At 33.8% G+C, this 26108-nt stretch carries 20 protein-coding genes and 1 tRNA gene; 12 read left to right on the plus strand and 9 right to left on the minus strand.

Annotated features, from left to right (window positions below; all coding sequences use genetic code 11):
• Nucleotides 1-48: 48 nt before the first annotated feature.
• Nucleotides 49-1590, plus strand: coding sequence for a glycine--tRNA ligase (locus BP92_RS0105860; protein ID WP_026725206.1), 1542 nt, complete (start codon nucleotides 49-51; stop codon nucleotides 1588-1590).
• Between the two features lie 279 nt (nucleotides 1591-1869).
• Here BP92_RS0105860 and thiL read toward each other — a convergent pair whose 3' ends face one another.
• From thiL to BP92_RS0105880, 4 genes are all read right to left on the minus strand, one after another.
• A complete protein-coding gene (gene thiL, locus BP92_RS0105865; protein WP_026725207.1) occupies nucleotides 1870-2916 on the minus strand; it encodes a thiamine-phosphate kinase in 1047 nt (348 codons plus the stop codon).
• Between the two features lie 659 nt (nucleotides 2917-3575).
• Nucleotides 3576-4046: a regulatory protein RecX gene (locus tag BP92_RS0105870; protein ID WP_026725208.1), complete on the minus strand. Its 471-nt coding sequence runs from the start codon at nucleotides 4044-4046 to the stop codon at nucleotides 3576-3578.
• 27 nt (nucleotides 4047-4073) lie between these two features.
• On the minus strand, nucleotides 4074-4400 hold the full coding sequence (locus BP92_RS17000; RefSeq protein WP_150111874.1) for a hypothetical protein: 327 nt from the start codon (nucleotides 4398-4400) through the stop codon (nucleotides 4074-4076).
• 373 nt (nucleotides 4401-4773) lie between these two features.
• On the minus strand, nucleotides 4774-5268 hold the full coding sequence (locus BP92_RS0105880; protein ID WP_026725209.1) for a hypothetical protein: 495 nt from the start codon (nucleotides 5266-5268) through the stop codon (nucleotides 4774-4776).
• Between the two features lie 208 nt (nucleotides 5269-5476).
• On the opposite strand from BP92_RS0105880, the gene BP92_RS0105885 reads away from it, so the two are divergent.
• Nucleotides 5477-10531, plus strand: coding sequence for a putative Ig domain-containing protein (locus BP92_RS0105885; protein WP_026725210.1), 5055 nt, complete (start codon nucleotides 5477-5479; stop codon nucleotides 10529-10531).
• 103 nt (nucleotides 10532-10634) lie between these two features.
• Nucleotides 10635-12023, plus strand: coding sequence for a dipeptidase (locus tag BP92_RS0105890; RefSeq protein WP_026725211.1), 1389 nt, complete (start codon nucleotides 10635-10637; stop codon nucleotides 12021-12023).
• 178 nt (nucleotides 12024-12201) lie between these two features.
• On the opposite strand, the gene BP92_RS0105895 is transcribed toward BP92_RS0105890, so the two are convergent.
• Together BP92_RS0105895 and BP92_RS0105900 are read right to left on the minus strand one after the other, a co-directional pair.
• Nucleotides 12202-13497 (minus strand): HTTM domain-containing protein, encoded by a 1296-nt coding sequence (locus BP92_RS0105895; RefSeq protein WP_026725212.1) that lies wholly within the window; start codon nucleotides 13495-13497, stop codon nucleotides 12202-12204.
• Complete coding sequence (locus BP92_RS0105900; protein ID WP_026725213.1) at nucleotides 13494-14426, minus strand: bifunctional riboflavin kinase/FAD synthetase; 933 nt, start codon at nucleotides 14424-14426, stop codon at nucleotides 13494-13496. The genes BP92_RS0105895 and BP92_RS0105900 overlap by 4 nt, the downstream gene beginning before the upstream one ends.
• Before the next feature lie 176 nt (nucleotides 14427-14602).
• Here BP92_RS0105900 and BP92_RS0105905 point away from each other — a divergent pair, with 176 nt between their 5' ends.
• On the plus strand, nucleotides 14603-17437 hold the full coding sequence (locus BP92_RS0105905) for a zinc-dependent metalloprotease (protein ID WP_026725214.1): 2835 nt from the start codon (nucleotides 14603-14605) through the stop codon (nucleotides 17435-17437).
• Between the two features lie 46 nt (nucleotides 17438-17483).
• Here the strand turns inward: BP92_RS0105905 and pth are convergent, their stop codons facing one another.
• The 3 genes from pth to BP92_RS0105920 all read right to left on the minus strand — a co-directional run bounded on the left by pth (nucleotide 17484) and on the right by BP92_RS0105920 (nucleotide 19838).
• Entirely contained in the window at nucleotides 17484-18050 is a 567-nt protein-coding gene (gene pth / locus BP92_RS0105910) for an aminoacyl-tRNA hydrolase (protein ID WP_035692980.1), read from the minus strand.
• A gap of 141 nt (nucleotides 18051-18191) precedes the next feature.
• Nucleotides 18192-18794 carry a 50S ribosomal protein L25/general stress protein Ctc gene (locus BP92_RS0105915; RefSeq protein ID WP_026725216.1) on the minus strand — a complete coding sequence of 201 codons (603 nt, stop codon included), beginning with the start codon at nucleotides 18792-18794 and terminating at the stop codon, nucleotides 18192-18194.
• A 102-nt stretch (nucleotides 18795-18896) separates the two neighbouring features.
• Entirely contained in the window at nucleotides 18897-19838 is a 942-nt protein-coding gene (locus BP92_RS0105920; protein ID WP_026725217.1) for a ribose-phosphate pyrophosphokinase, read from the minus strand.
• Nucleotides 19839-20004: 166 nt separating this feature from the next.
• On the opposite strand from BP92_RS0105920, the gene BP92_RS0105925 reads away from it, so the two are divergent.
• The 8 genes from BP92_RS0105925 (at nucleotide 20005) to BP92_RS17005 (ending at nucleotide 26107) form a co-directional block, all read left to right on the plus strand.
• Nucleotides 20005-20084: transfer RNA gene (locus BP92_RS0105925), tRNA-Leu, on the plus strand.
• 251 nt (nucleotides 20085-20335) lie between these two features.
• A complete protein-coding gene (locus BP92_RS0105930; protein ID WP_026725218.1) occupies nucleotides 20336-21583 on the plus strand; it encodes a site-specific integrase in 1248 nt (415 codons plus the stop codon).
• A 91-nt stretch (nucleotides 21584-21674) separates the two neighbouring features.
• Nucleotides 21675-22514 (plus strand): RteC domain-containing protein, encoded by an 840-nt coding sequence (locus BP92_RS0105935; RefSeq protein WP_026725219.1) that lies wholly within the window; start codon nucleotides 21675-21677, stop codon nucleotides 22512-22514.
• Nucleotides 22515-22630: 116 nt separating this feature from the next.
• Complete coding sequence (locus BP92_RS0105945; protein ID WP_051604403.1) at nucleotides 22631-22933, plus strand: helix-turn-helix domain-containing protein; 303 nt, start codon at nucleotides 22631-22633, stop codon at nucleotides 22931-22933.
• Nucleotides 22934-23121: 188 nt separating this feature from the next.
• Nucleotides 23122-24042: a hypothetical protein gene (locus BP92_RS0105950; RefSeq protein ID WP_026725221.1), complete on the plus strand. Its 921-nt coding sequence runs from the start codon at nucleotides 23122-23124 to the stop codon at nucleotides 24040-24042.
• Complete coding sequence (locus BP92_RS0105955) at nucleotides 24026-24685, plus strand: P-loop NTPase family protein (protein WP_026725222.1); 660 nt, start codon at nucleotides 24026-24028, stop codon at nucleotides 24683-24685. The genes BP92_RS0105950 and BP92_RS0105955 overlap by 17 nt, the downstream gene beginning before the upstream one ends.
• 121 nt (nucleotides 24686-24806) lie before the next feature.
• Entirely contained in the window at nucleotides 24807-25472 is a 666-nt protein-coding gene (locus BP92_RS0105960; RefSeq protein WP_026725223.1) for a hypothetical protein, read from the plus strand.
• 182 nt (nucleotides 25473-25654) lie between these two features.
• The gene (locus BP92_RS17005; RefSeq protein WP_051604404.1) at nucleotides 25655-26107 is read left to right on the plus strand and encodes a hypothetical protein; all 453 of its coding nucleotides are present in this window, start codon (nucleotides 25655-25657) and stop codon (nucleotides 26105-26107) included.
• Nucleotide 26108 lies beyond the last annotated feature (1 nt).

The following is a 26108-nucleotide window of genomic DNA, read 5'->3' on the forward strand; positions in this document are numbered from 1 at the left end:
TTCCTTAATTTCTTTTCTTTATTTCATTCCTATTTTTACTTTTGCACTATGGCAAAACAAGATGATATTTTCAAAAATGTAGTTTCGCATGCAAAAGAATACGGATATATATTTCCGTCAAGCGAAATTTACGATGGTTTAAGCGCAGTATATGACTACGCTCAAAACGGTGTGGAGTTAAAAAAGAACATCCGTGAATACTGGTGGCAATCTATGGTGCAAATGCACGAAAATATTGTAGGATTAGACGCTGCAATTTTAATGCATCCAACCACTTGGAAAGCTTCTGGACACGTTGATGCGTTTAACGATCCATTAATCGATAATAAAGATTCTAAAAAAAGATACCGTGCCGATGTTTTAATTGAGGATTATGCAGAAAAATTAAACCAAAAAGCACAAAAAGAAATCGACAAAGCACGTGAGCGTTTTGGGGCTTCATTTGATGAAGAACAATACAAAACAACGAATCCTCGTGTGATGGAATATTTGTCTAAAAAGGCAGCAATTCTAGAAAGAATGGCGCGCTCTTTAGAGACAGAAAACCTTGCCGATGTAAAAGCCTTAATCGAAGAATTAGAAATTGCTTGTCCTGAAAGTGGTTCAAAAAACTGGACCGATGTTAAGCAATTCAACTTAATGTTCGGAACTAAATTAGGTGCTTCTGCTGAAAATGCGATGGATTTATACCTTCGTCCAGAAACGGCTCAAGGTATTTTCGTGAACTTTTTAAATGTGCAAAAAACCGGACGTATGAAAATTCCTTTTGGAATTGCTCAAACGGGTAAAGCGTTTAGAAACGAGATTGTAGCAAGACAATTTATCTTCCGTATGCGAGAATTTGAACAAATGGAAATGCAGTTTTTCGTTAAACCAGGAGAAGAAATGAAATGGTACGAATACTGGAAAGAAACGCGTTTAAGATGGCATCAATCGCTTGGTTTAGGAAAAGAAAACTATCGATTCCACGACCATGAAAAATTAGCACATTATGCAAACGCTGCTGCAGATATCGAATTCAACTTCCCATTCGGATTCAAAGAATTAGAAGGAATTCACTCAAGAACCGATTTCGATTTGAAAGCGCACGAACAATATTCAGGTAAAAAAATACAATATTTTGATAACGATACCAATTCGAATTACACGCCTTATGTGGTGGAAACTTCGGTTGGTTTAGATAGAATGTTCTTAGCGGTTTTCTCAAACTCGTTACAAGAAGAAGTTTTAGAAGATGGTTCAACAAGAACAGTTTTACGTTTACCTTCAGTATTAGCGCCGACAAAAGCTGCTGTTTTACCATTGGTTAAAAAAGACGGTTTACCAGAGGTAGCGCGCAAAATTATCGATGATTTGAAATGGGATTTCAACGTAGCATATGATGAAAAAGACGCGGTTGGAAGACGTTACAGAAGACAAGATGCTCTTGGAACGCCATTCTGTATTACAGTTGATCATCAAACATTAGAAGATGAAACGGTAACCATTCGTCATAGAGATTCTATGCAACAAGATAGAGTGAAGATTTCGGAATTACGTGATATCATCAATAACGAAGTTTCAATGAGAAACTGGTTGATGAAAATGTAGTTGAGAAGTAAAAAGTAAAAAGCTCAAAGTAAAAAGTAAACCCCGAATTTCATTTGAAATTCGGGGTTTTATATTTTCTGAACTCTCGGTTTTCCACTTTCGTCACTTCGAGTGTTTTGTATTTGGAAAGCCTTAGATTTACAAATACAAAATGTATCGAGAACTAATGAAAACGAATCTTAGCTACAGTTCTCGATACAATTTTACAAAGCAAAAATTAGTATTTTTACTTTATAAAATCACTCGAAGTGACGTTTGAGTTACTTCGTTTCTATTTTTTTACTCACTCAAAGCATTCCAACCTCTTGCTTTCAATGCAATTTTTGTATTCGCTCTTGTGATTAAATGATTTCCTTCGGAAGTGGCAACCATATGCCCGATTACGGTGAAATTTGGATTGCCTTTGATTTTATCAAAATCTTCCATTTTAATGGTGAAAAGCAATTCGTAATCTTCGCCACCGCTTAATGCTACAGTTGTGATGTCTAAATTAAATTCTTCACACACATTAATTAATTGTGGATCCACTGGAATTTTCTCTTCGTATAAATTACAACCTACATTACTTTGTTTGCACAAATGCAAAATCTCCGACGACAAACCATCCGAAATATCAATCATGGCAGTTGGTTTTACTTCTAATTTTTCTAAAAGTTCCTTTATATCAGTTCTGGCTTCTGGTTTTAATTGACGTTCAATTAAATACGTGTAATCGTCTAAAACCGGTTGGTTGTTTGGATTCACTTGAAACACTTGTTTTTCGCGTTCCAAAACTTGCAATCCCATATAAGCCGCACCAATATCACCTGAAACCACTAATAAATCATTTTCTTTCGCTCCACTTCGGTAAACGATATCTTCTAAATTCGCTTCACCAATTGCAGTAATGCTAATGATTAATCCTTTTTGCGAAGAAGTTGTATCGCCACCAATAACATCGACATTGTAAATTTTAGAAGCTAACGTAATTCCTTCAAACAATTCTTCCAAAGCTTCCAATGGAAAACGATTTGAAACCGCTACTGAAACCGTAATTTGAGTTGGAGTTGCGTTCATCGCGCAAATATCAGATACATTGGCAACGACTGCTTTGTATCCTAAGTGTTTTAACGGCATGTAAGCCAAATCAAAATGAACACCTTCTACTAATAAATCGGTTGAAATTACGGCTTTTTTATCTCCAAAATTCAATACCGCAGCATCGTCACCAATTCCTTTTAGTGTTGATTCTTGATTAATAGTAAAGTTTTTAGTTAAGTGTTCAATTAAGCCAAATTCGCCTAATTGCGATAAACTGGTTCTTGATTGGTCTTTATTTTCTAACATGGATTATTTTTTTTGCAAAAGTACGGTTTTATTGTTACACAAAGTAGGGCAAAGTTTTTCACAAAGTAGCGCAAAGTAAATTTTTAAAACCCGCCAAAATTTGCGGTTAAATCAGCATCACTACACCCCTAAAGTCCCCTCAAGGGGACAATTCCTTCTATAAACAATTCACTTTAACTCCTTTAAATCAAAAAAGTAAAACGCCTCTGAGCATCTCTTTTCAACACAATCCACTTCAAAAAAATCTCCGTGTAGCTCGGTGTAAAAACTTCGTGCAACATCATGCAAAATCTGCGAATCTGCGGTTTTATTGTTACACAAAGTAGCGCAAAGTAAATTTTTAAAACCTTGCGAATTTTGCGGTTAAATCAGCATCACTACACCCCTAAAGTCCCCTCAAGGGGACAATTCCTTCTATAAACAATTCACTTTAACTCCTTTAAATCAAAAAAGTAAAACGCCTCTGAGCATCTCTTTTCAACACAATCCACTTCAAAAAAATCTCCGTGTAGCTCGGTGTAAAAACTTCGTGCAACATCATGCAAAATCTGCGAATCTGCGGTTTAAAGTTTCGTTAAGTTTTACAAAGAACTTTATAAAGTTTTTTTTAAAACTCAGTGTATCTCTAAGTTGCTCTGTGAATCTCTGTGTAATAACTTCTAACTTCCAGCTTCCAACTCATTCAACTTCTCATAAATCAAACTCGTTTCATAACCTTTTCGAAGTAAAAAATCAACAAACTTTTTATTTCGTTTTTGTCCTTTTGGCTCTTTTATTATTTCCCAATTTTTCTCGGCAAGAGCATGAAAATTCTCTAAATAAGTAGCTTCAGGAATTTCCTTTAAAGCCGTTTCGATAATTCTCGAAGAGATATTTCTAAACTTTAATTCGTTTACAATGCGATTTTTACCCCAGCCTTTGTAGTTGTGTTTGCCGCGTGCAAAACTTTTGGCAAAACGTTCTTCGTTGATAAAATTATTTTCGATTAAATGCACAATTACCTTTTCTTTCAATGCAGTAATTAGAGTAAAACTGTTGAGTTTTTGTTCCACCTCTTTGTGGCAACGGTCTTGGTAGGAGCAGTAATATTCCAGTTTGTGTTTTATTTCTTCAAACGTGTAGTTTTCCATTTTTGGACTTTAGATACAATTCACAATTCATTTACCCATCACTTTTAGCAGCACGTCGCGTTCGGTTTTAACCAGTTTTAGTTCTTCTTCCAGCTCGGCAATGCGTTGATTTTTGGCTTCAAATGGGTTAGTAGTGGTGGTGTATTCGGGCGGAAGCATTAGTGCAATATCCATAAAAAAATTGTGTTTTAGGTGCGTGCAAAGCGTTACCAATGTTTTGGTTTGCAAGCTTTCACATTTTTGATAGCGTAGTATTCCCGATGTAAAAATGCCCATGTGGCGTGCCAGTGCAGCACGGCGTGTGCGGTGTTTTTCGAAATGTTGGGTGAGTAGTTGTCCGATGTTGATGTTCATGGCTTTTGTGTTTGTGAATTTCTAACATTAGTACATCAAAAATACTATTTTATTTTAAATTATTGTTTAATAAATTAATGATTTTGATTATTTAATAAATATTAAATTATATTAAATAATAGTTTTTGTTGTTTTTATTAAAATTAATATATTTTTAATTATCTATTTTTAATATTTAATAATAATTTTAGTTTATTTATTTAAAATTAATATTAGGTTAAATGTTAAATATGTTTATTTAGTTATCATTTTTAATTACTAAATAAACAATTTTTATATAATATGGTTTAAAACTATGTTAGCCATAGAACAAAAAAAAATCCGACAATATTTGAAACATTGTCGGATTTTAAAAAACAAGAATTTTGTGCAGTTAGATGGTGTTGTTTGCGTTTCTGCCTGTGCCGTTTCCTTGAGCTTCATATCGGGGTTTTAGTTTGTCTACCGATGCTTTGGCGTTGGCTATGCCGCTGTCGTTTGCGGTTCTAAAAGCGTTGTAAATAACGTTAGCTTGCCCGTATGCCTCGTGCCCAGCAATGCGTTTGGCGTCGGCAATGCGTTGCAATGCGTTGTTCAAGGCACTTTCCATTTGGTCCAGTTGGTCAAAAACGGTTAAATCGTTTTGCATGTTGGGCAGGCTAACAAAGCCTGGCAAAATACCCGCTCCATTAAGCTGGGCTTCAATTAGGCAATCTTCGGCAAACACTTTGTTTGCCACATTAATGGCGTTGTAGCTCAAGCGTTGCTCATCGGTTAGTGTAGTGTTTGCCGGAATTTTCGACAAAATTGTGTTAACACTGGTGTTAATTGCCGTAATGTCGGCAGGTGTAATCACTACATTAATTCGGTTTTCAGATAAATTTGACATAGCGTAATTTTTTTAAAAGTTAATACTAATTTCAAAAATAAAAATAAAAAATTAATTTCCAAACACTTAACTATCAATATTTAATATTAAAAATAATAACAATTTAATAACAGAAATTTTTTTTTATCCCTCAAAAATAAACTATGTTTGTATGCTTTTAATTCCCCTACAAAAAGCACCATTTTTTTAAAAATTATTTTTGAATATTATGAAAACAAAATTATTCTTTTTAGCGTTTTTAACCAGTTTGTTGAGTTGGGGGCAGATTACAGAAGGATTTGAGTCTGGATTGTCTACTTCTGGATATGTTACTACTGCAACTTTATCTAGTGGTACATGGACTGGAGTAGATGCTTTATTGAGAACAACCAATAAAAATTCTGGTACTTATGGTTGTCAAATCAAGGCTACTACTGGAGTTATGAACACACCTAGTTTAAATACTTGTGGTGTTGTTAAATTTTGGGCAAATAAAGTAACACAAGTTTCTAAAACCATTGGAGGAACTACTACTACATTAACCGCAACTGCAGGGTCTACAGTTGGAGCATTTACGGAATATACTGTAACAGTGAATGATGCTAGTACTGCTATTATTATTTCTATTAAAAATACAACAACAGGTGTAGGGTATATAGATGATTTTTCTTCAACTGTTTATTCAGCTGGTCCAGCCCCAATCCTTGCCATAACACCAGCAACTACCAATTTAGGCAGCTCGTGTGTAGGTACACCTACAACAGCGGTAACTTATACTATTACTAATAGTGGAACAGTAGATGCAGCAGGTGTAACCGTAGTAAGCAGTGGTACGCACAATACTAACTTTGTGGTTTCGGGTTTATCGAGCACTACAATTGTTGCAGGTGGTACAGCTACCTATGTGGTAACATTTACACCTTCTGCCACTGGCACAAGAAACGCTACCATTACTGTGGCAAGTGCAACATCGGGTAGTAATTCGCCTTCAACAGCATTAACAGGTACGGGTAATGCATCGATAGCACAAGCGGTAACTTCTGGTGGTGGTGCAACGGCTGTATTAGATGTTTCTGCAACCTTAAACGGTAATGTTACAACTCTTGGTGTTTGCCCTGCAAGTATTCAAAAGGGATTTGTTTATTCTGAAACTGCAGTAAACAATTTACCTGCAAATGCAGGTATTGGTGTAACAACTACTTCAGGTGTTGCAGTAGGTGGGACTGGAACTTATAGTGAAGGAATTGTTGGCCTAAGCCCAAATACAAATTATACCTACCGTGCTTATGTTTTTGATGGTGTAAATTATACTTATAGCCCGATTAGAACTTTTACTACAATAGGGGTTCCGGTTGTTTCAAATGGTTCTTTTTCGGGAACGTCAGGTACGGCAATTACAACATTTAATTTGTCAACACTTTCAACAAATTCACCTACAAGTTATGCAATTACGAGCGGTGTGTTACCAGTTGGTTTGTCTTTAAATACAACTACTGGTGCTATTACAGGAATGCCTACAGATACAGGAACGTTTACTATTAATTTTTCTGCAACCAATGTAATAGGTACAAGCGCAACATCTGGAATTGTAACTATAACTATAAATCCAACACAAAATTCTGATATTGTTGCTGTAGCGGGTTCGTCACCTGCAACTATTTCAAGCACAGTAAATACGACAACTATTTCAACAGTTACTGATGGTGTTCAAGCATGGTCTTTTACTATTAGAGATGGAGGAGCTTCTTCGGATGCAGATAATTTACCAACAACATTAACAGCATTAACTATTACGCAAGGAGGAGCAAATAGTATTTCTAATTGGACACATGCTATACAGTCAGTTGCCTTGTTTGATGGATCAACATTCGTTGCTAATGGAACTATAAACGCAAATAATATTGTTTTTTCTGGAATATCAGTTCTTGCACCAGATAATGGTTCAAAAACATTAACTATGCGATTATCATTAACTTGCCCATTAGGTACATCAGCAGTTGATGGTAACGACTTTGATTTTTCAATAACACAAGCAAATATTACATTTTTAACAACAGGTTCTGGCAAAAACTCAGGTGCACCTGTTGCATCAACACCAGACAATGCTGTAAATTTTATTGAAGTTCTTGCTACCTCTTTAAGTTTTACAACTCAACCTTCTTCTACTGGGGTAACAGTTGCAATGCCTAATGTGGTTGTTACAGCTACAGACGCTTGTGGTAATAGAGATCTTAATTTTACTGGAGCTGTTACATTGAATAGTACAGGCACAATAACAGGAGCTCCATTGAGTGTAAATGCTGTTGCAGGAGTGGCAACTTTTTCTAACATTATTCATTCGGTTATTGGAACAAATTATCAAATGACGGCAAGTGCAGTTGGCTTAACTAACGGATTGAGTAATCTTTATGATATTTTCGCTATTACACAACTTCAAAGAGGAGATTTAGCAATTATTGCTGTTAATACAGATATAGGTTCTGGAACCGATCAAATTGCTTTTGTTTGTTTTGAAGATATTCTGCCGGGTACCACAATTTTCTTAACAGATAACGGTTATGAACGACAATTTTCGGGTCTTTGGGGTGGTACAGAAGGTTTAGTCACGATTACTAGAACAGGATCTGTTTTACCAAAAGGTACCATCGTGGTTTTTGAGTCAACTACGGCTAATGTAACAAGTCCATCACATTTTGATATTTACACCTGTGGAAGTCTTGATGCTAACTGGAATAAAACGGCATTAAGTGGTACTTCAATTGGAGGATTCAGCTTAAATTCAGATGATGATATTTGGATTATGCAAGGTGGTACTTGGATTAATGATACAGGTCATCAAAGTACGTACAATGGAAATGTTCTTTATGGTTGGTCTGAAAGTGGATGGAATACAGCACCTGGAGGAGCTTCACAAGACACTAGATGGTCTACTGTTATTGATGGATTAGAATGTTATACTACTAATGTTGTAGGGAACGCTAAAGTGAAATTTAATGACCCTATAAATCCAGATTTTTCAACTTTAACAAATGGTCGATTTGATTGGATTGCTTTAATAAATAACTCTGCAAATTGGGATACTTATATATCAAACGCAACCTACATTGCTGGTGGTTATGATTATAAAGGGTCAACAGTATGCCCTGCTTTAACGGTAGCCGGAAATACTTATATTAACGGAAAGTGGACAGGTAAACAAGATACCAACTGGTTCAATTGTGGAAACTGGGATACTTTGGTAGTTCCTGATGAAACAGTAGATGTTTTAGTTGGCGATAACACATTCGATAGACAGGCAATTGTAGATATAACAGAACCTTTTGCTGCCTATTATGGAAATATTGCGAAAGCAAAAAACTTAACGATTACAGGTGAAAAAGTAGAAGTAACTAGTAATGTTAATAATAAACTCGAAGTGCATGGTAATTTACTTATAGATTTACCCTCAGGAGTTTTAGACATGGACGATAGTAATGCAGGTACTGCTGATGGTCAATTGTATTTGTTTGGGAATTGGACAAATAGTGTTGGAAATGCAGCATTTTCAGAAGGAAATGGAACAGTTTATTTTACAGGAACTTCTCCACAAATAATAAATAACGTTACACCATTAGGAACAGAAGTTTTCTACAATGTTGTGTTAAATAATTCTTTTGACACTAGTGTTTCTAATGATTTAGTTGCGGAAGGAAATTTAGTAATTAATTCAGGAAGAGTTTTAAATATTGATGGTGCTGGTTATGTTAGAGTAAACAATAGATTAACTCATAATGGAGATTTAACCATTCAAAATAACGGACAATTTATTCAAGTAAACGAGACTGATACTAATGATGGTGTTTACACAGGAACAAAATTTCAAGTAAATAGAACGGCTCAAGTTCGCAATTTAGATTATGTATTTTGGAGTTCACCTGTTGAGAATTTTGCAGTGACAAGTTTACCAAATGCATACCGCTATTATTGGAATACTTTAGCAGCAAATGCGAATGGGACATTAGGAAACTGGGCAAATGCATCTGGTAACATGACCAAAGGACAAGGATATATAGCAAGAGCATCTAATGGTGCTACAACAGCTCAAGCAATGAATCTTATTTTTTCTGGTAAACCAAATAACGGAGCATTTACTTTACCAATTCAAAGAGGAATTTTTGATGGAGCTGATTATGATGCGGAGCCAGCTAATTCAAATAATGTGTTTACAACCAAATATGATGATAACTGGAATTTAGTTGGAAACCCTTATCCTTCAGCCATTGACGCCGAAGAGTTTTTAGTAGCCAATCAAACTAAAATTGAAGGTGCTGTTTGGGTTTGGACACATGGGTTATTACCAACATCTATTACTGATCCATTTTACAACAATTATCAATACAATTATTCTGCAACAGATTATATCAAATATAATGGTTTAGGTTCTACAGATCCTGATACTTTTGCTGGAAAAATTGCTTCTGGGCAAGGGTTTATGGTTAATATGTTACATGTTGCTTCTACACCAAATACAATCGATTTTAATAATAGTTTTAGAACTGGTGTAGGGTATGCAAATTATAACAATAGTGATTTCTTTAGAAATGCATCTGTTGCTGAATCATTTGAAGACCAGGAAAAACACAGAGTGTGGTTAGATGTTGTTAATACAACCACAGGTCAATCCGATAGAACTTTATTAGGGTATGCTTCAAATGCAACTTATGGAAGGGATCATTTCTACGATTGTATTCATAAACCAAATACAACGATTAGTTTCTATTCATTAATTGATAAAGAACCGTTCATAATTCAAGGTAGAAGTCTTCCATTTGATGTGAATGATAGAGTTCCTATGGGATTAAGTGTAGGTGCTACAAGTAACATTACAATTGCAATAAGAAAAGCTGATGGGATATTTGCTCAAGGGCAAACAGTATATTTAGAAGATAAACAGTTAAATATAATTCATAATTTATCGACAGCACCTTATGTATTTACGTCTAATGCAGGGATCTTTTCAGAGCGTTTTATTATTAGATACACAAATGAAACATTAAGTAACGATGACTTTGAAAACGATTCTAATATATTGATTTCGTCTTCAGATGTAATTACGGTTCAGGCAACAAATCAAAGTATTCAAAGTGTGCAGATTCACAATGTGTTAGGGCAATTATTGATCAACGAAAAAGAGATTAATGCAGAAACATTTGAAATTAACACGCTACAAAAAAATAAAGCGCCATTACTTATTCAAGTTACCCTTGAAAATGGTAAAAAAGTTTCTAAGAAATTGATTTTTTAGTCTATAACTGTATATGTTTTAAAAGCCCAATCGTTAAAGATTGGGCTTTTTTTATTTCATTTGAAATCAATTTTGTATTTTTGAACTTTATCAAACAATCACAATGGACAATATAAAACAATACGTTCAAGAAAATAAAGAACGTTTTTTAAACGAATTAATAGAACTTTTAAAAATACCATCAGTAAGTGCTGATAGCGCTTATGCTCACGATGTAGTATTAACAGCCGAGGCAGTTAAAGCAAGTTTAGAAAATGCAGGTTGCGATTTCGTAGAGCTTTGCGAAACACCAGGTTATCCAATTGTTTACGGAGAAAAAATCATCGATAAAAATTTACCAACAGTTTTAGTGTACGGACATTATGATGTGCAACCACCAGATCCAATGGAATTATGGACTTCGCCACCTTTTGAACCTGTAATTAAAACAACAGAAATTCACCCAGAAGGAGCTATTTTTGCTCGTGGGGCTTGTGATGATAAGGGACAAATGTATATGCACGTTAAAGCGTTTGAGTACATGATTCAAAACAATTGCTTGCCATGTAACGTAAAATTCATGATTGAAGGGGAAGAAGAAGTAGGTTCAAAAAGCTTAGGATGGTTCGTAGAAAGAAATCAAGAGAAATTAGCGAATGATGTAATTTTGATTTCAGATACGGGAATGATTTCTAACCAACAACCATCTATTACAACAGGTTTGAGGGGTTTAAGTTATGTTGAAGTCGAAGTTACTGGACCAAACAGAGATTTACACTCAGGATTATATGGTGGAGCAGTAGCGAATCCAATTAATGTATTAACCAAAATGATCGCTTCGTTACATGATGAAAACAATCACATTACTATTCCTGGTTTTTACGATAAAGTAGAAGAATTATCTGCTGCTGAAAGAGCTGAGATGGCAAAAGCACCTTTCTCATTAGAGAAATACAAAAAAGCTTTAGATATCGAAGATGTTCACGGAGAAACGGGTTATGTTACCAATGAAAGAAACTCAATTCGTCCAACTTTGGATGTTAATGGAATTTGGGGTGGCTACACAGGTGAAGGAGCTAAAACGGTTATCGCAAGTAAAGCATATGCTAAAATTTCAATGCGTTTAGTACCAAATCAAGATTGGGAAGAAATCACGGAATTGTTCAAAAAACATTTCGAAAGTATCGCACCTAAATCTGTGAAAGTGGTAGTAAAACCGCATCACGGTGGACAAGGTTATGTTACACCTATCGATAGCGTTGGTTATAGAGCTGCGAATAAAGCATATACCGAAACATTTGGCGTTCCTGCAATTCCGGTTCGTTCTGGTGGAAGTATTCCTATTGTGGCGTTATTTGAAAAGGAATTAAAAAGCAAAACTATCTTAATGGGATTTGGGTTAGATAGCGATGCAATTCACTCGCCAAACGAACATTTTGGGGTTTTTAATTACTTAAAAGGAATCGAAACCATTCCATTATTCTACAAGTATTTCACAGAAATGAATAAATAAAAAAAATCCCGATGCAAATCGGGATTTTTTTGTCTTGTATATGTCGCATTTATATCCCGTACATATCCCATACATATCCCGTACATATCCCGTACATATCCCGTACATATTCCGCATATGAAATATTGGAAATTATTTTTATTTAACCAAATCATTTCAATAAAATGCTTTTTCAATTCTAATTAAGAATCCAGTTGTTATGTCTAAAATAATCCCATTCGGCTTTTGCCATGTCATAATTGGGATCAATTAAACTTTTATATTCTTTTCTATTAATACTGTTTTTACACTCGATGTAAATAGCAATGGGTTTGCCTTTGTATTCTTCTTTGATTCTTTGACAGTATTGCCAAATGAAATCGGGTTTAGTGGCTAAATTTTGCGCTTGTTTATCAGTAAGGTTTTTTCGGTAATCGTAAATAGAAACATTTCCCGTTTTTAAATCCTTAATCTGGATTGTGATAAAGCCATTTCGCTCGCGTAGCATCATGCGCCAGCTCAACCGATGACCTTCTTCTGTCCAAAGTACATCCCCTTCAATAAAATGATGACGAAGCGGAAGTAAAAGTTGTATAATTAAATAAGGAACCATCAAAACGTATACGATTCTTTTTCTGTAGAAACTTTGAGGTAAATTTTCATTTTCAACACTTGGCTTCTTTCTAAGGAATATTTTCCGAATAGTTTCGGGTTCGTAAAAAAACAAAGCAAAAGTTAAAGCAAAAAAAGGAAAAATACCGATTTGCAATGTTATCGCATTGAAGATATGAAATACCAGTGATGTAAGTAAAGCTAAAGTTCTAGTTTTTTTAAAAAGAAGTAAAGGTACTACCAAAAGATCAAATAAAATTCCAGCATAAGCAATAAATAAATAAAACCACTTTTGGGAGAAAAGTTCTAAAAAAAATGGTCTTGTGGTAGTTCCTGCTAGTAAGTTTTTTGTGAATGTTCCGTCAAGCCAATCGGGATAAAATTTTGCAATTGAAGCGTAAAAGTAAACAATGGAAATTTGAATGATAAAAAGTAAATTTATCCAATATGGCATTGTTTTTTCCTCTGAAACTCGATTTTGTTTCACATCAAGCGAAACATATCGATTTGCGGGAAGAAAAATCATCAAAAAACTAATTAAAAGTAATAAGTAATAGTGATTGTTATAAGATGATTTTTGCATGAAATAAGCACCAGCCCACAAAAGGGTATAAGCAATAATGGCAACACGATATCGATATCCAACCATTATGGCTAATCCGAAGATTCCCATAAGAGCAAAATATAAATACATGCCAAATCCTGGCAAAGGTTGAAGCCATTCAAAACCAATAAATGAAAAAGTGAACTCGGGGTCAATCAAAACTCGTTTAACCCAACCAGTAAAAATAGCACCAAAACTTTCACAAGCAACTAAAAACCCAAAAAATATTCGGAAAACGACTAATGGACTGTTATCGATTGCTTTGAAAAGAAATTTCATTTTAAATTTTGAATGTAGTTTAGTGAAAATAATTTGTCCTTTTCAAGTTGGGCTTGTAAATCTGAAAGCGAATTGAATTTTCGCTCGTCTCTAATATGTTCTAGGATTGATATTTTTAATTTTTCATTGTAGATATTTTCACTCATATCAAAATAATGAACTTCAATTGATTGGTCATTTTCTCCAATTGTTGGATTTTTGCCAATATTCATCATACCAAAATACAGACTATCGTTAATTTCACTAGACACTATGTAAACCCCATTTTTAGGCAACAATTTATAACTTTCGTTAATCTGAATATTAGCGGTTGGAAAACCTAAAGTTCTACCAATTTTTTTTCCCTCAATCACTTTTCCAGAAATAAAATAAGAATATCCTAAAAATTGATTAGCTAGTTTGATGTTTCCTTCCATCAAAGCTTTTCGTATTTTGGTAGAACTAATAGCTATTTCATCAATTTCATGAGCGTTAATTTGCTCCACTTCAAAACCATATTTTTTTCCAAATAAAATTAAATCACTAATGTCAGCTGTTCTATTTTTTCCAAAGCGATGGTCGTGACCAATAATAATTTTATGAATATTTAATCGATCAATCAGGATTTCTTTTACAAATTCCTCTGCAGATAAATTAGAAAATGCTGCATCAAAAGGATGAATGATAAGGTTATCGATGCCGAACTTATCTAGTAATTCTGCTTTTTCATCGATTGTATTTAACAACTTAATAGAGGTATCTTGTTGCAAAACCATTCTTGGATGCGGGAAAAAAGTAAGTAATGAAGCTTCGTAAGTATTATTTTCTTTTGCTTCAACTACTTTTTTTAAAATAGATTGATGTCCCAAATGAACACCATCAAAAGTACCAATAGTGATGATTGTTTGCTTTAATTGGTTAAAATCAAAAACAGAATAGTGGGTTTTCAAATTAAAATGGTTTCTGCAAAGATATTTGACTTTACTCAAAGAATAAAAGGTTTAAATTAATTATTTATTAAGCAATTTAATTAAACTAAAAAAAGAAATAATTTTGTTAATATTTTAAAAACTAGAACTATTAATCAAAAAATATCTATTTTTGTATTTATTAAATTTAACTAATCATGAAAAAAACATTACTAATTTTAACTTTTTCTATGTTCTGTGGTTTTGTCTCAAATGCACAAACCGAGAAGTTTTGGAAAGAAGTACCTAAAAATGAAGGTATAGTTAAACACAAAAGTGTTACAAGGGAAAATTTTCCGCTAGAATTTAAATTATTTCAGCTAAATCTTGATGGAATCAAACAGGCTTTATTAAGTGCTCCTGACAGAAAAGAACTTGACAAAAGAGGAGTAATAATCGCATTACCAAACGCAGACGGAAAATTAGAACGCTTTGAAATGTTTGAAGCATCTAATTTTGATGCAGAACTTCAAGCACAGTATCCAAACATTCGTGCCTATGCAGGTTTGGGTATTGATGATAAAACTGCTCAAGTTCGCTTGAGTTTTGGAGTTAACTCTCTTCAAACAATGACTTTTAGAGCTAACAAATCTACTGAATTTATGGAGCCATACAATATTGATGCTACTATTTTTTCTGTTTATAAAAAGTCAAATGTTAACAACAAATTACCTTTTACTTGCCTTACTAATGAAGAGCAACAAATTGCTGATTTAGGAAGAAACGGTAATACAACCATGACAAGCGATCCTGTTTTGAGAACATTTCGTTTAGCTTTATCATGTACTGCTGAGTATGCTAATTATTTTGGCGCTTCTAATGCTACACAAAGCGCATTGGTTTTAACAGCATATAACAACACCATGACACGTGTTAATGGAGTTAATAATAGAGATTTAGCTATTCATATGAACATTGTAGCTAACTCAACAAATGTTATTTATTATAATCCAGCTACTGACCCATATTCTGACGCAGCTACAGGATCTGCGGGTGCTTGGAATGCGGAATTACAAAACACTTTAAGTTCTAGTTTAACTGGTCCAGCTACATCTTTAGTAGCAAACAATGCTGCTTACGATATAGGTCACCTATTTGGAGCTTCTGGTGGTGGAGGTAACGCAGGATGTATTGGATGTATTTGTACCGATGATACTGCATCAACTACAGATAAAAATAAAGGTTCTGGATTCACTTCTCCTGCAGATGACGTACCATCAGGTGACTCATTTGATATTGATTATGTAGCGCATGAAATGGGACATCAATTAGGTGCAAATCACACTTTTACACACTCAAGAGAGAACAATTCTGTAAACTATGAACCAGGAGGAGGTTCAACAATCATGGCTTACGCTGGAATTACAAATTTTAATCTTCAAAACAACTCTGACGATTACTTTCATGCGGCAAGTATTGCTCAAGTGCAAGCTAATATGGCAACAAAAACATGTGATGTTGAAACCGCTTTAACTCATGGAGTACCAGTTGTTAATGCAGGTGCAGACTATTCAATTCCTAAAAGCACCCCATTTACTTTAACTGGAACTATGACAGATACTGGAGGAGGAACTTTTACTTATTGTTGGGAACAATATGATGAGGCTGCAACCTACTCAGATTTGTGTACAGTTTCATTACTTAATGGAACTGAAGATAATGATTGTGTTCCTTCAGCAACAAAGACTTCAGGAGCTGTTTTCAGATCATACCCTCCTAGCACATCTCCATCTAGAACTTTTCCTAGATTAGAATCTGTATTAAGAGGTTCAGTAAGCACAGCCGGGGGAAATATTCCTGCTGAATTTTTATCTTCTGTTACAAGAACACTTAACTTCAGATTAACAGGAAGAGATAATTCAGTTGTTGGTGGTGGTGGTTTAACACAGTTTGATAATATGGTTGTTAACGTTGCTAATAAAGACGCTTTAACCGTTTCATATCCAGCTGCTGCAAATACAGATGTTTATGCTATTGGCTCATCTCATGTTGTTACTTGGACAGGAACTACAAGTGCTACAACTGGACACCAAACTATAGCAGGAGCGGCAAATGTAGATATTTTGTTTTCAAATGATGGAGGGCTAACATTCCCTTATACTTTATTATCAGGAACTCCTAATGACGGTTCGCAATCAGTAACTTTACCAGCAGGTGTTTCGGGTGCTGATTGTAGATTTAAAGTAAAAGCAAGTGCAAATATCTTCTTTAATATTAGTAAATCATTTGCTGTTGGAAATTATACATACCAAACACAAAATATTTGTACTGATTATCCTTTTACATTAAATGCAGCAATTACTGAAAGTGCAGACGCTTCTTACCCAGGAGTTGCATTAACCATTACTGATTCTTATACAATTTCAGATGCTAATTTTTATGCAAACGTAACGCATCCAAATATTGGCCAATTTAATATCTTATTAATGGCTCCATGGCAAGCATCTTTAAACACAGCGCTTTGGTATAATAATATTACTTGTACAGGAGCAAATATGAACAAAGGGTTTGACGTTTCAGGCTCTCCTGTTAATTGCGCAACTACAAATGACGGCGGTACTTTTGTTCCTTTTTCAAGTGCTAATATTGCAGCTTATGCAGGAAATAATAGTGCTGGATCTTGGAAAGTGTATTTTAAAGATACTGTAGTAGATTCAAACGTTAGTGCTGCTTCTTTTAACACTTTTATGATTCAGTTATGTCGTACTGAACAAGTTGCCGTTTTAGCAAGTGAATCCTTCGGATTAGATAATTTTGTTATTTACCCTAATCCAAATAGTGGAAACTTTAATGTACAATTTTCTTCAAATTCAAACAATGAGATTAAAATTGTTGTACATGATTTAAGAGGAAGAGAAATTTTCACTCATAATTATAACAATTCAGGCTTATTTAACGAGTCTATTCAATTAAATAATGTTCAATCTGGAATTTATCTTGTAACAGTTCAAGATGGTGCTAGAAAAGAAGTAAAGAAAATTGTAGTTCAATAATTGGATTAGTAATTATAGAAAAAGGGAAGCTTAAAGCTTCCCTTTTTTATTTTCCATTATAAGTATTCATGGTGTTGTTTAAACCTGCCAAAGCGAAAGATTTTATTATTTCAGAACTAATTTCTAATCGTTCTTTTAGTTTTTCTTTTTCTTCTTCTGACCATTCGCCTAAAACATAATCAACTTGTTGCCCCTTTTTAAAAGCATCACTAATCCCAAATCTATATCTAGGATACTCTGTTGAGTTTAATAATAATTGAATGTTTTTAAGTCCGTTATGACCGCCGTCGCTTCCTTTGGTTCTTATTCGGATAGTTCCAAAGGCTAAATTTAAGTCGTCAGTAATGACCAACATATTTTCTTTTTCGATATTTTCTTTTTCTAACCAATATTTTACCGCTTTCCCACTCAAATTCATGTAGGTATTTGGCTTAAGTAATAATAAGGTTCTTCCTTTAATTTTTAGTTCGGCTATTTCACCCAATTTTACCGTTTGAAAAGAAATTCCTTCCTTGTGAGCTAAATAATCTAAAACTTTAAATCCGATATTGTGTCGTGTATTTGCATATTCTGAGCCAATATTTCCTAGCCCTACAATTAAGAATTTCTTCATGGGTAAACATTCTTGTTTTTGTTTCTTAAATAGATTTGATAGCCAATTCATTTTGCAAAAGTAATGCAAAGTTTAGATACAGAAAAGCATAAAAAAAGCACCAGTAAAAACTGATGCTCTTTTGTATAGATTGAAAAGAAATTATTTTTTCTTTTTTGCTCCTTTTTCTGCTTTTGCTGCTTCTTGAGCTGCTTTCATTGCCGCACGAGAAATTCTCACTTGACAAACTACAGTATTATCTGGGTGCATTAATTTGAAATTGTTTGTTTCTAATTTAGTTACATACAATTTATTACCCATTTGTAATTCTGAAATGTTAGCTTCAACGAAGTCAGGTAAGAATTTAGGTAAAGCTTTTACTTTTAAACGACGTTGGTTTAAACGTAAAACACCTCCTAATAATACCCCTGGAGAAGTTCCTGTAACTTTAACTGGTACTTCCATGATGATCTCTTTGTCATCACTTAATTGGAAGAAGTCAATGTGTAAAATTTTGTCAGAAACTGGGTGGAATTGAATGTCTTGCATGATAACATTGTAAGACGTTCCGTTTAACTCAACTACAACTGTGTGTGCGTTTGGAGTGTAAACCAAATCTTTAAATGCTCTTTCGTCTGCAACAAAATGAACTGGTTGATTTCCTCCGTAGATAACGCAAGGAACCATTCCAGCATCACGTACGGCTTTAGTTGCCTTTTTACCTACGTTTTCTCTTTCTGATCCTTTAATCGTAATTGATTTCATTGTAAAATATATATAATTATTAATAATTCTGCTTTAGGCATTAAGCTTTAGGCTTTATGCTGAATGTAACAAAGGTTTTTGCTTAGAGCTTATTGCCAATAATTACATCAAAAATTTACCACTGATAGAGTTGTTGTTTTGTACCATATGCATTACTTCCGCAAATAATGGCGCGCAACTTACGACTCTTATTTTCTTTGATTCTTTTCTTAACGGAATTGAATCGGTAACAATTAATTCTAATAATTTAGAATTTTCTATTTTTTCGTACGCTTCACCTGATAAAATTGGGTGTGTACAGATTGCTCTTACACTTAAAGCTCCTTTTTCCATCATTACATCAGCTGCTTTTGCTAATGTTCCTCCGGTGTCAATCATGTCGTCAACTAAAATAACATTTCTGCCTTTCACGTCTCCGATTAACTCCATTGTGTCAATTACATTCGCTTTTTTTCTTTGCTTGTAACAAACTACAACGTCAGATTCTAAAAATTTAGAATATGCATACGCTCTTTTTGAACCTCCCATATCTGGAGATGCGATAGTTAAATTTTCTAAATTTAAACTTCTCACATAAGGCAAAAAGATAGTAGAAGCAAACAAATGATCTACTGGTTTTTCAAAGAACCCTTGAATTTGATCGGCATGTAAATCCATAGTCATAATTCGGGTTGCTCCAGCAGTTTCTAAAAGTTTTGCAACTAATTTAGCTCCAATTGGCACTCTTGGCTTATCTTTTCTGTCTTGTCTTGCCCAACCGAAGTAAGGGATAACCGCTGTAATATGACGGGCTGATGCTCTTTTTGCTGCATCAATCATCAATAATAATTCCATTAAATTGTCCGAACTTGGGAAAGTGGAACAAACAAGGAATACGCGCAATCCTCTTATCGATTCTTCAAAAGAAGGCTGAAATTCGCCATCACTATATTTAGAGAACGTAATCTTACCTAGCGGAACGCCATACTTTTCAGCAATTTGTTCGGCTAAATACACACTCTGAGAACATGCAAAAATTTTTGCTTCTGGTTCTTGATACAGCATGTTAATTTATTGTTTAGTAGTTAGTTAGTGTTGTGTTGTGTTAACGAGGTGCAAATTTAGAAATAAAATCGAACTCTGAAAGGATATTTTTAACTATTTTTTTATGAATTGCAGAAATATTTTTTACATTTGCACCCACTTAATGATATAACCATCATTTTCCATTGCCCGGATGGCGGAATTGGTAGACGCGCACGACTCAAACTCGTGTACTTAGGTGTGTGGGTTCGATTCCCACTCCGGGTACGATTTTAACTACAAAATCATACAAAACCCCTTAAATAATACGATTTAAGGGGTTTTTTCATTTTCAACCCATCCAAATTATTCAAGAAATAGCATTCGCAAGGTGTCCAATTAGGTGACCTATTTTGAAAATCAAAAATTGGTCCCCTAAAATGATGAAAAGCCCAATAAAATAAGGCTGTTCAATCATTAAACATCTTGACTAAATAATAAAGAATTAGTAAATTATTTAATCAAAAGGTTACCAGACTATGAATGCAAAAATCTCTTCAACATTTATTTTGAAGTCCGCTAAAATGACTTCAAAAGGACTAATTCCAATTTACATGAGAGTTACTGTAGATGGAAAACGATTCGAAATTTCTACACAAAAACAAGTGGAAAAATCCAAATGGTCAACTGAAATGCGCAAAATGAAAGGAAATTCAGAAGAAGCTCGTTCAGTGAATGAATATCTAACATTGTTAAGCAACAAATTGTTTGAAGCGCAAAAACAACTACTTCTGGAGAATGAAGTTATCACATTTGAAACATTAAGGAATAAGTTGTTTGGTAAAGAAGAAAAAGCAATCACCATTGTAAAGGTGTTTAAAGAGCACAACGATAAAATGGATAAACTTATTGGAACTGAATATTCCTATAACACTTGGAAGAATTTCAAAACTACTTTGTCACATTTTGAAAAGTATCTTGTAGGGAGTTATAATGTTTCGGATGTTCCTGTTAAGAAAATAGATTTTGCAATGATGACCGGATTTGATTTTTATCTGAGATCTACTTTGAAGTGCAACAACAATACGACTATTAAATATGTAAAAAGTGTCGGTAAAATCATCAATATCTGTCTTGATAATGGTTGGATAGAAAAAGACCCACTATCTAACTACAAAGCCAAACTCAAAGTTGTGGAGAGAGAATATTTAACCGAGCTTGAAATTGAAAGTATGTTGAACAAACAATTCGTAGTACCTAGATTAGAACTTGTAAGAGACATTTTTGTTTTCAGTTGTTTTACAGGTTTAGCCTATGTGGATGTGCAGCAACTTAAAAAGGAGAATATTAGCATTGGGATTGATGGTAGTAAATGGATTTTTAAAAATCGTCAAAAGACAGATATAGCTTCAAAAATTCCATTGTTACCAGTTGCAGAAATGATTATTGATAAATATTCTGAGAATCCAGTTTGTTTGAACACAGGTAGTATTCTTCCTATTCTCTCCAATCAAAAAATGAATGCCTATCTGAAAGAAATTGCGGATGTATGCGGAATCAACAAAGAACTAACATTCCATATAGCGCGACACACTTTTGCAACAACTGTAACATTGAGTAATGGAGTTCCTATTGAAACAGTAAGTAAAATGTTAGGGCACACAAACTTAAAAACAACGCAACACTACGCTAAGATTTTAGACAAGAAAATTAGTGAGGATATGCAAATATTGAAAGCCAAATTCAACTCAAATTTACAAACTCAAAGTAAATCAATAAATTACTAAAAATTTTAGACTCTTGTAATATTTTTAGTATTTTTTTGCAATATTTTAATAGATTTTAGTTTATTTTGACAAACTAAAATCTATTTTTTTTATGATAACAGCTATAAAAAACAACTCCCTATTAGATTTTGAAAACGAATTAAGTTTAATCCTTAACACCTATTCCGATGAGATAGAAAAAGCAAAAAAGATAATAATGTTTATTGAAGACATTTTAAAACAGCTTTCCGATTGGTTAAAGAATCATGCCTTTGAAACGGTACAAGATGAAATCACTTTTTTTAAAGAAGTAAAACCAAACATAGTCGCTAAACTTATATTTTACAAAGAGGTTTTATTGTTGATTGCTACCCAGCCGATTGACAAAAACAAAAAAGTAAAACATTTCGAGAAAAAACTGGATTCAATCAATCAATTTCATAGAAAGAATAGAGAATTTATTAAGTACATTAAAAGTCAATCAACTCAATTTGACGAATTATACTTCACTAGAAAAGAATACAAGGACTTAATTTTGAACGATTGTATTGTTATCAATCAAGATGCGAAACTTTGTACATCGCATGATTATTTATTAGCAAAAGTAATTGCATACGAATTGCTTGCTTTACATGTTGAAAATAGAATAGACAATTTAAATAAATCATGTTCAATTATGAATATTCAATTCAATTCCAATCTTCATTGGACAGCTAAAAATGTCGATTTAATTGAATTGATTTATGCGTTACATGAAGCTAAAGTTTTCGATAATGGTGAAGCTGATATTAAAGAAATCACCCACGTTTTTGAAAAAGCTTTTCAAATTGAATTAGAAGACAAAGTTTACGGAAGCTTCGGAGATATAAAAAAACGTAAAACTAACCAAACTCGATTTTTAAGTCACTTACAAAAGGTTTTGGAAACCAAAATCGAAAACGATTATAAATAAAGACAACTAAATTCATTCAAAAAGTATAAAAATCGTTCCCAAGTTGGTACCAACTTGGGAACTTTTCTTTTTCAAATGCGATTGTTTTGTACCAAATAACTACAAAAAATAGCATTATGAACTTCAATCACAAAGCCCTGTTCCCAGAAACAGACAACATCGAATTATTACAACATCAAATTGTAACGAAACGAGATTTACTCAACTTTGGAAATTTACTTCTGAATGAAATCAAAAACACAAACAACACCGACACTTCATCGAAACAATGGCTCAAATCAGCCGAAGTTCGTGAACTCCTAAAAATTTCTCCAGGTACCTTACAAAACCTCCGCATCAACGGAACGCTAAAATACAAACGAATCGGAGGAATCATTTACTACAACTACGAGGACATCATAAAAATGCTAGAAAAGTAACATGGAGGAAAACACAAACACCTGCAACGGCACTTGCGAAGTATGCACCTGTAAATCTCACACAAATACAACAATACAACAGCAATTGTCACACTGAGCCTGTCGAAGTGTCCTGCAAAGCAGGTATAATCTTGAACACGGTTCAAGCAGCGCTTATCACTATTCACTAATTATTAATCACTCAAAAAATGAACTACATAAAACACCTAACCGGCTTCTTCGAAAAAGTAAGCGCCGATTACGACCTCAACCCAACCCACATAAGCCTCTACATGGCCATTTTCCAACTATGGAACCAAAACCGCTTTCAAAATCCAATTAGTATTTCACGTGATGAGTTGATGCGCATTAGCAAAATTGCATCAACAGCAACCTACCACAAATGCATGAAAGATTTAACCGAAAGAGAATACGTGATTTATAAACCATCATTCAACCCATTTAAAGGTTCTATTTTGGAAGTCTGCAACTTGGATTTTTACACCAAACCAGTGCCAAAAAAAGAACTAAAAAAGCGTGCAACCAAGTCAAAAAATGACCAAGTCATTGAACAGGTTAATGAACAGGTTACTAAACAAGCTCTAAACAAGCATCAAACAAGCTCTAAACATGTACCTTATATAAACAATATAAACAATACAAACATTATAAACATAGCTAAGCAAGAAAATTTAAAAAATGAAAAAAAATTAATTTTTACAAATTCAATTTTTGATGAGGTTCAAGAATCGGATTTAAAAATTGAAAAAGAAAAAGAAAAAAAGTTGCGCGAAAAAAAGAAAAAGATTGAGGAAGCTCCTTTGTCAAGTCGAGCGAAGTCGAGACCTCCAAAACCCACTTTGGAAGAAACCCAAATCTACTTCCTTGAAAAAAAATTTCCCGAAGTTGAAGCACAACGCTTTTTCAATTACTTCGAAAGCAACGGCTGGCTAGTTGGTGGCAGAACCAAAATGAAAGACTGGAAAGCAGCAGCAAGAAATTGGATGCTTAACACAAAGAAGTTTGGAAACAAACCGAATAATTCTGTTAGAACAGAAACCAAAACAATAAATCTTAATCCAAACCACCTTCACGTAACAAATCAAAAAAATTATGGAGAAGCACTTTAACACCATCAAAGACACTTTCGTTATCCAAAACGGAATCAAGGTATATAACTTCAACTGGTGCTTAAACTACATCGAGTACCAGGGCAAACTCATCTACGGTCGTTATTTCAAAATTGAAGCCATCGACCACCAAACCATTCTCAAATTGGTAATTTATGCTATTCGAGATGAAAAAATGGCTTTAGAGCTCAATTTAGACCTTCGGAAAGGTATTTTATTGTCGGGACCAATTGGATGCGGTAAAACGTCAATTATGGCATTAATTCGACCATTTTTTTACCACAAACACGACTACAAAATTAAAACGTGTAGAGAAATATCATTCGAGTTCGCAAAAAACGGCTTCGAATCACTCCAAAATTACACCCAAAAAGAACACACACAATCACGTCTAAACGGCTATTGTTTTGACGATTTAGGTGCCGAACAAAACATAAAACACTACGGCAACGACCTCAACGTCATGGCAGAAATTATCATTTCACGCTACGAAGACTTCGTTCAAAATCAATCCATCACCCACATCACCACAAACCTCTCCGCCAGCGAAATTGAAGCCCTCTACGGCAACCGCCTCCGTTCAAGGATGAGGTCAATGTTCAACCTAATCACCTTCAGCAATGAATCCAAGGATAAAAGATAATTTTCAATATTTCTAAAGAATTGAATTGTCATACTGAGCTTGTCGAAATATCTCCTACGAAGTAGGCTAACTTTTAAGCGCAGCTTAAAACCACAACCTGAAACCTTAAACTTGAAACAAAATGAACAAAGAATTAAACCCTCGCCAACTAAAAACCATCCAAAACTTTTGGACCTGGTTCCAAGATAATGAAAAAACTATTTACTACGCAGTAAAACTGGGTATTAATACCGATGAAGTAATCAAATATTTTGATCAAAATTTAGATTATGTTTCAAAAAGAATCGAGTGCTTTTTCTTGGAAAATTCTTCAGAATCTCAAAAACATCAAATTATTTTTTCGGCTTATGGATACAAAAAACTATTTCCGAAACTTGTTGCTTTAGGAGATACCGCACCTAGATTAGAGCATTTTTCAGTTCAAACTTTTATAAAACCGGTGACACCTGAGAATTACAATCAAATACCAGAAGTTTTCAATAAGATCATACAACAATCTTTAATAAAATTAGATGATTACAATATATCCAGTAAAAAAGTAAAAATAACATTGTACTTACCAGAAAATTTTGAATTTGAAAATGAATATCAATTATTTGTTTCAGCTGAATTAGCTATAATGTTTACACTTGGAGAAGTTAATTATAAAAAGCACATAGCTGATTTTGAAGTAAAACAAATTACCAAAAAAACAAACGGACTTCTTCAATTATCAGAGTTACCTGAATTCATAGAGTATCTCTCCAAGATTAATTACAGTAGAAAATTGAAAATATTTTTTGAATAATTGAAATTTTTAAAACATTATAAATCATTGATTAACAAGGTTTAATGCTGTATTTTTTTAATAATGTAATTTTCTTATTTAAGTTTTTTAAAAAAAAATAAAAATTGATGGGTTACCTTTTTAAATGTTTCATATAAACAAGTATAAAACAAATTATCAATAACATTTTAAAACTTATTATCATGAAAAATTTATTCTTTTTAATCGTATTTTTTTTAACAACAGCTTTTTCATTTGCACAATCTCAAGTTTGGGTTGATGGGTATTACAGAAGTAATGGAACCTATGTTCAAGGACACTATAGAACAGAGAAAAATCATACAGTAAATGATAATTGGACAACAAGAGGAAATGTAAATCCCCATACAGGTAAAGCAGGAACATTACCTAGAAGTACTTCGTATCCAAATACATATTACAAGCCTGTAAGTTCTCCTTACACAACTCCAACTTATTCAACTCCTGCTAGATCAAGTTATTCAACACCGAGTTATTCAACTTCCACTTATGTGACGCCTGCAAGTTATCCGTCAACTTACTCAACACCTTCGTATAGTTCACAAACTATCTATACGGGTCCTAGAGGTGGAACCTACTACATCAATAGCAATGGAAATAAAACGTATGTGAGATAAT

This window comes from Flavobacterium sasangense DSM 21067, assembly GCF_000686885.1.
In the GTDB taxonomy this organism is placed as follows: domain Bacteria; phylum Bacteroidota; class Bacteroidia; order Flavobacteriales; family Flavobacteriaceae; genus Flavobacterium; species Flavobacterium sasangense.

Coding starts and splice junctions, on each gene's coding strand:
- BP92_RS0105860 (WP_026725206.1), top strand. CDS start 49: ATGGCAAAACAAGATGATATTTTCAAAAATGTAGTTTCGCATGCAAAA.
- thiL (WP_026725207.1), bottom strand. CDS start 2,916: ATGTTAGAAAATAAAGACCAATCAAGAACCAGTTTATCGCAATTAGGC.
- BP92_RS0105870 (WP_026725208.1), bottom strand. CDS start 4,046: ATGGAAAACTACACGTTTGAAGAAATAAAACACAAACTGGAATATTAC.
- BP92_RS17000 (WP_150111874.1), bottom strand. CDS start 4,400: ATGAACATCAACATCGGACAACTACTCACCCAACATTTCGAAAAACAC.
- BP92_RS0105880 (WP_026725209.1), bottom strand. CDS start 5,268: ATGTCAAATTTATCTGAAAACCGAATTAATGTAGTGATTACACCTGCC.
- BP92_RS0105885 (WP_026725210.1), top strand. CDS start 5,477: ATGAAAACAAAATTATTCTTTTTAGCGTTTTTAACCAGTTTGTTGAGT.
- BP92_RS0105890 (WP_026725211.1), top strand. CDS start 10,635: ATGGACAATATAAAACAATACGTTCAAGAAAATAAAGAACGTTTTTTA.
- BP92_RS0105895 (WP_026725212.1), bottom strand. CDS start 13,497: ATGAAATTTCTTTTCAAAGCAATCGATAACAGTCCATTAGTCGTTTTC.
- BP92_RS0105905 (WP_026725214.1), top strand. CDS start 14,603: ATGAAAAAAACATTACTAATTTTAACTTTTTCTATGTTCTGTGGTTTT.
- pth (WP_035692980.1), bottom strand. CDS start 18,050: ATGAAGAAATTCTTAATTGTAGGGCTAGGAAATATTGGCTCAGAATAT.
- BP92_RS0105915 (WP_026725216.1), bottom strand. CDS start 18,794: ATGAAATCAATTACGATTAAAGGATCAGAAAGAGAAAACGTAGGTAAA.
- BP92_RS0105920 (WP_026725217.1), bottom strand. CDS start 19,838: ATGCTGTATCAAGAACCAGAAGCAAAAATTTTTGCATGTTCTCAGAGT.
- BP92_RS0105930 (WP_026725218.1), top strand. CDS start 20,336: ATGAATGCAAAAATCTCTTCAACATTTATTTTGAAGTCCGCTAAAATG.
- BP92_RS0105935 (WP_026725219.1), top strand. CDS start 21,675: ATGATAACAGCTATAAAAAACAACTCCCTATTAGATTTTGAAAACGAA.
- BP92_RS0105945 (WP_051604403.1), top strand. CDS start 22,631: ATGAACTTCAATCACAAAGCCCTGTTCCCAGAAACAGACAACATCGAA.
- BP92_RS0105950 (WP_026725221.1), top strand. CDS start 23,122: ATGAACTACATAAAACACCTAACCGGCTTCTTCGAAAAAGTAAGCGCC.
- BP92_RS0105955 (WP_026725222.1), top strand. CDS start 24,026: ATGGAGAAGCACTTTAACACCATCAAAGACACTTTCGTTATCCAAAAC.
- BP92_RS0105960 (WP_026725223.1), top strand. CDS start 24,807: ATGAACAAAGAATTAAACCCTCGCCAACTAAAAACCATCCAAAACTTT.
- BP92_RS17005 (WP_051604404.1), top strand. CDS start 25,655: ATGAAAAATTTATTCTTTTTAATCGTATTTTTTTTAACAACAGCTTTT.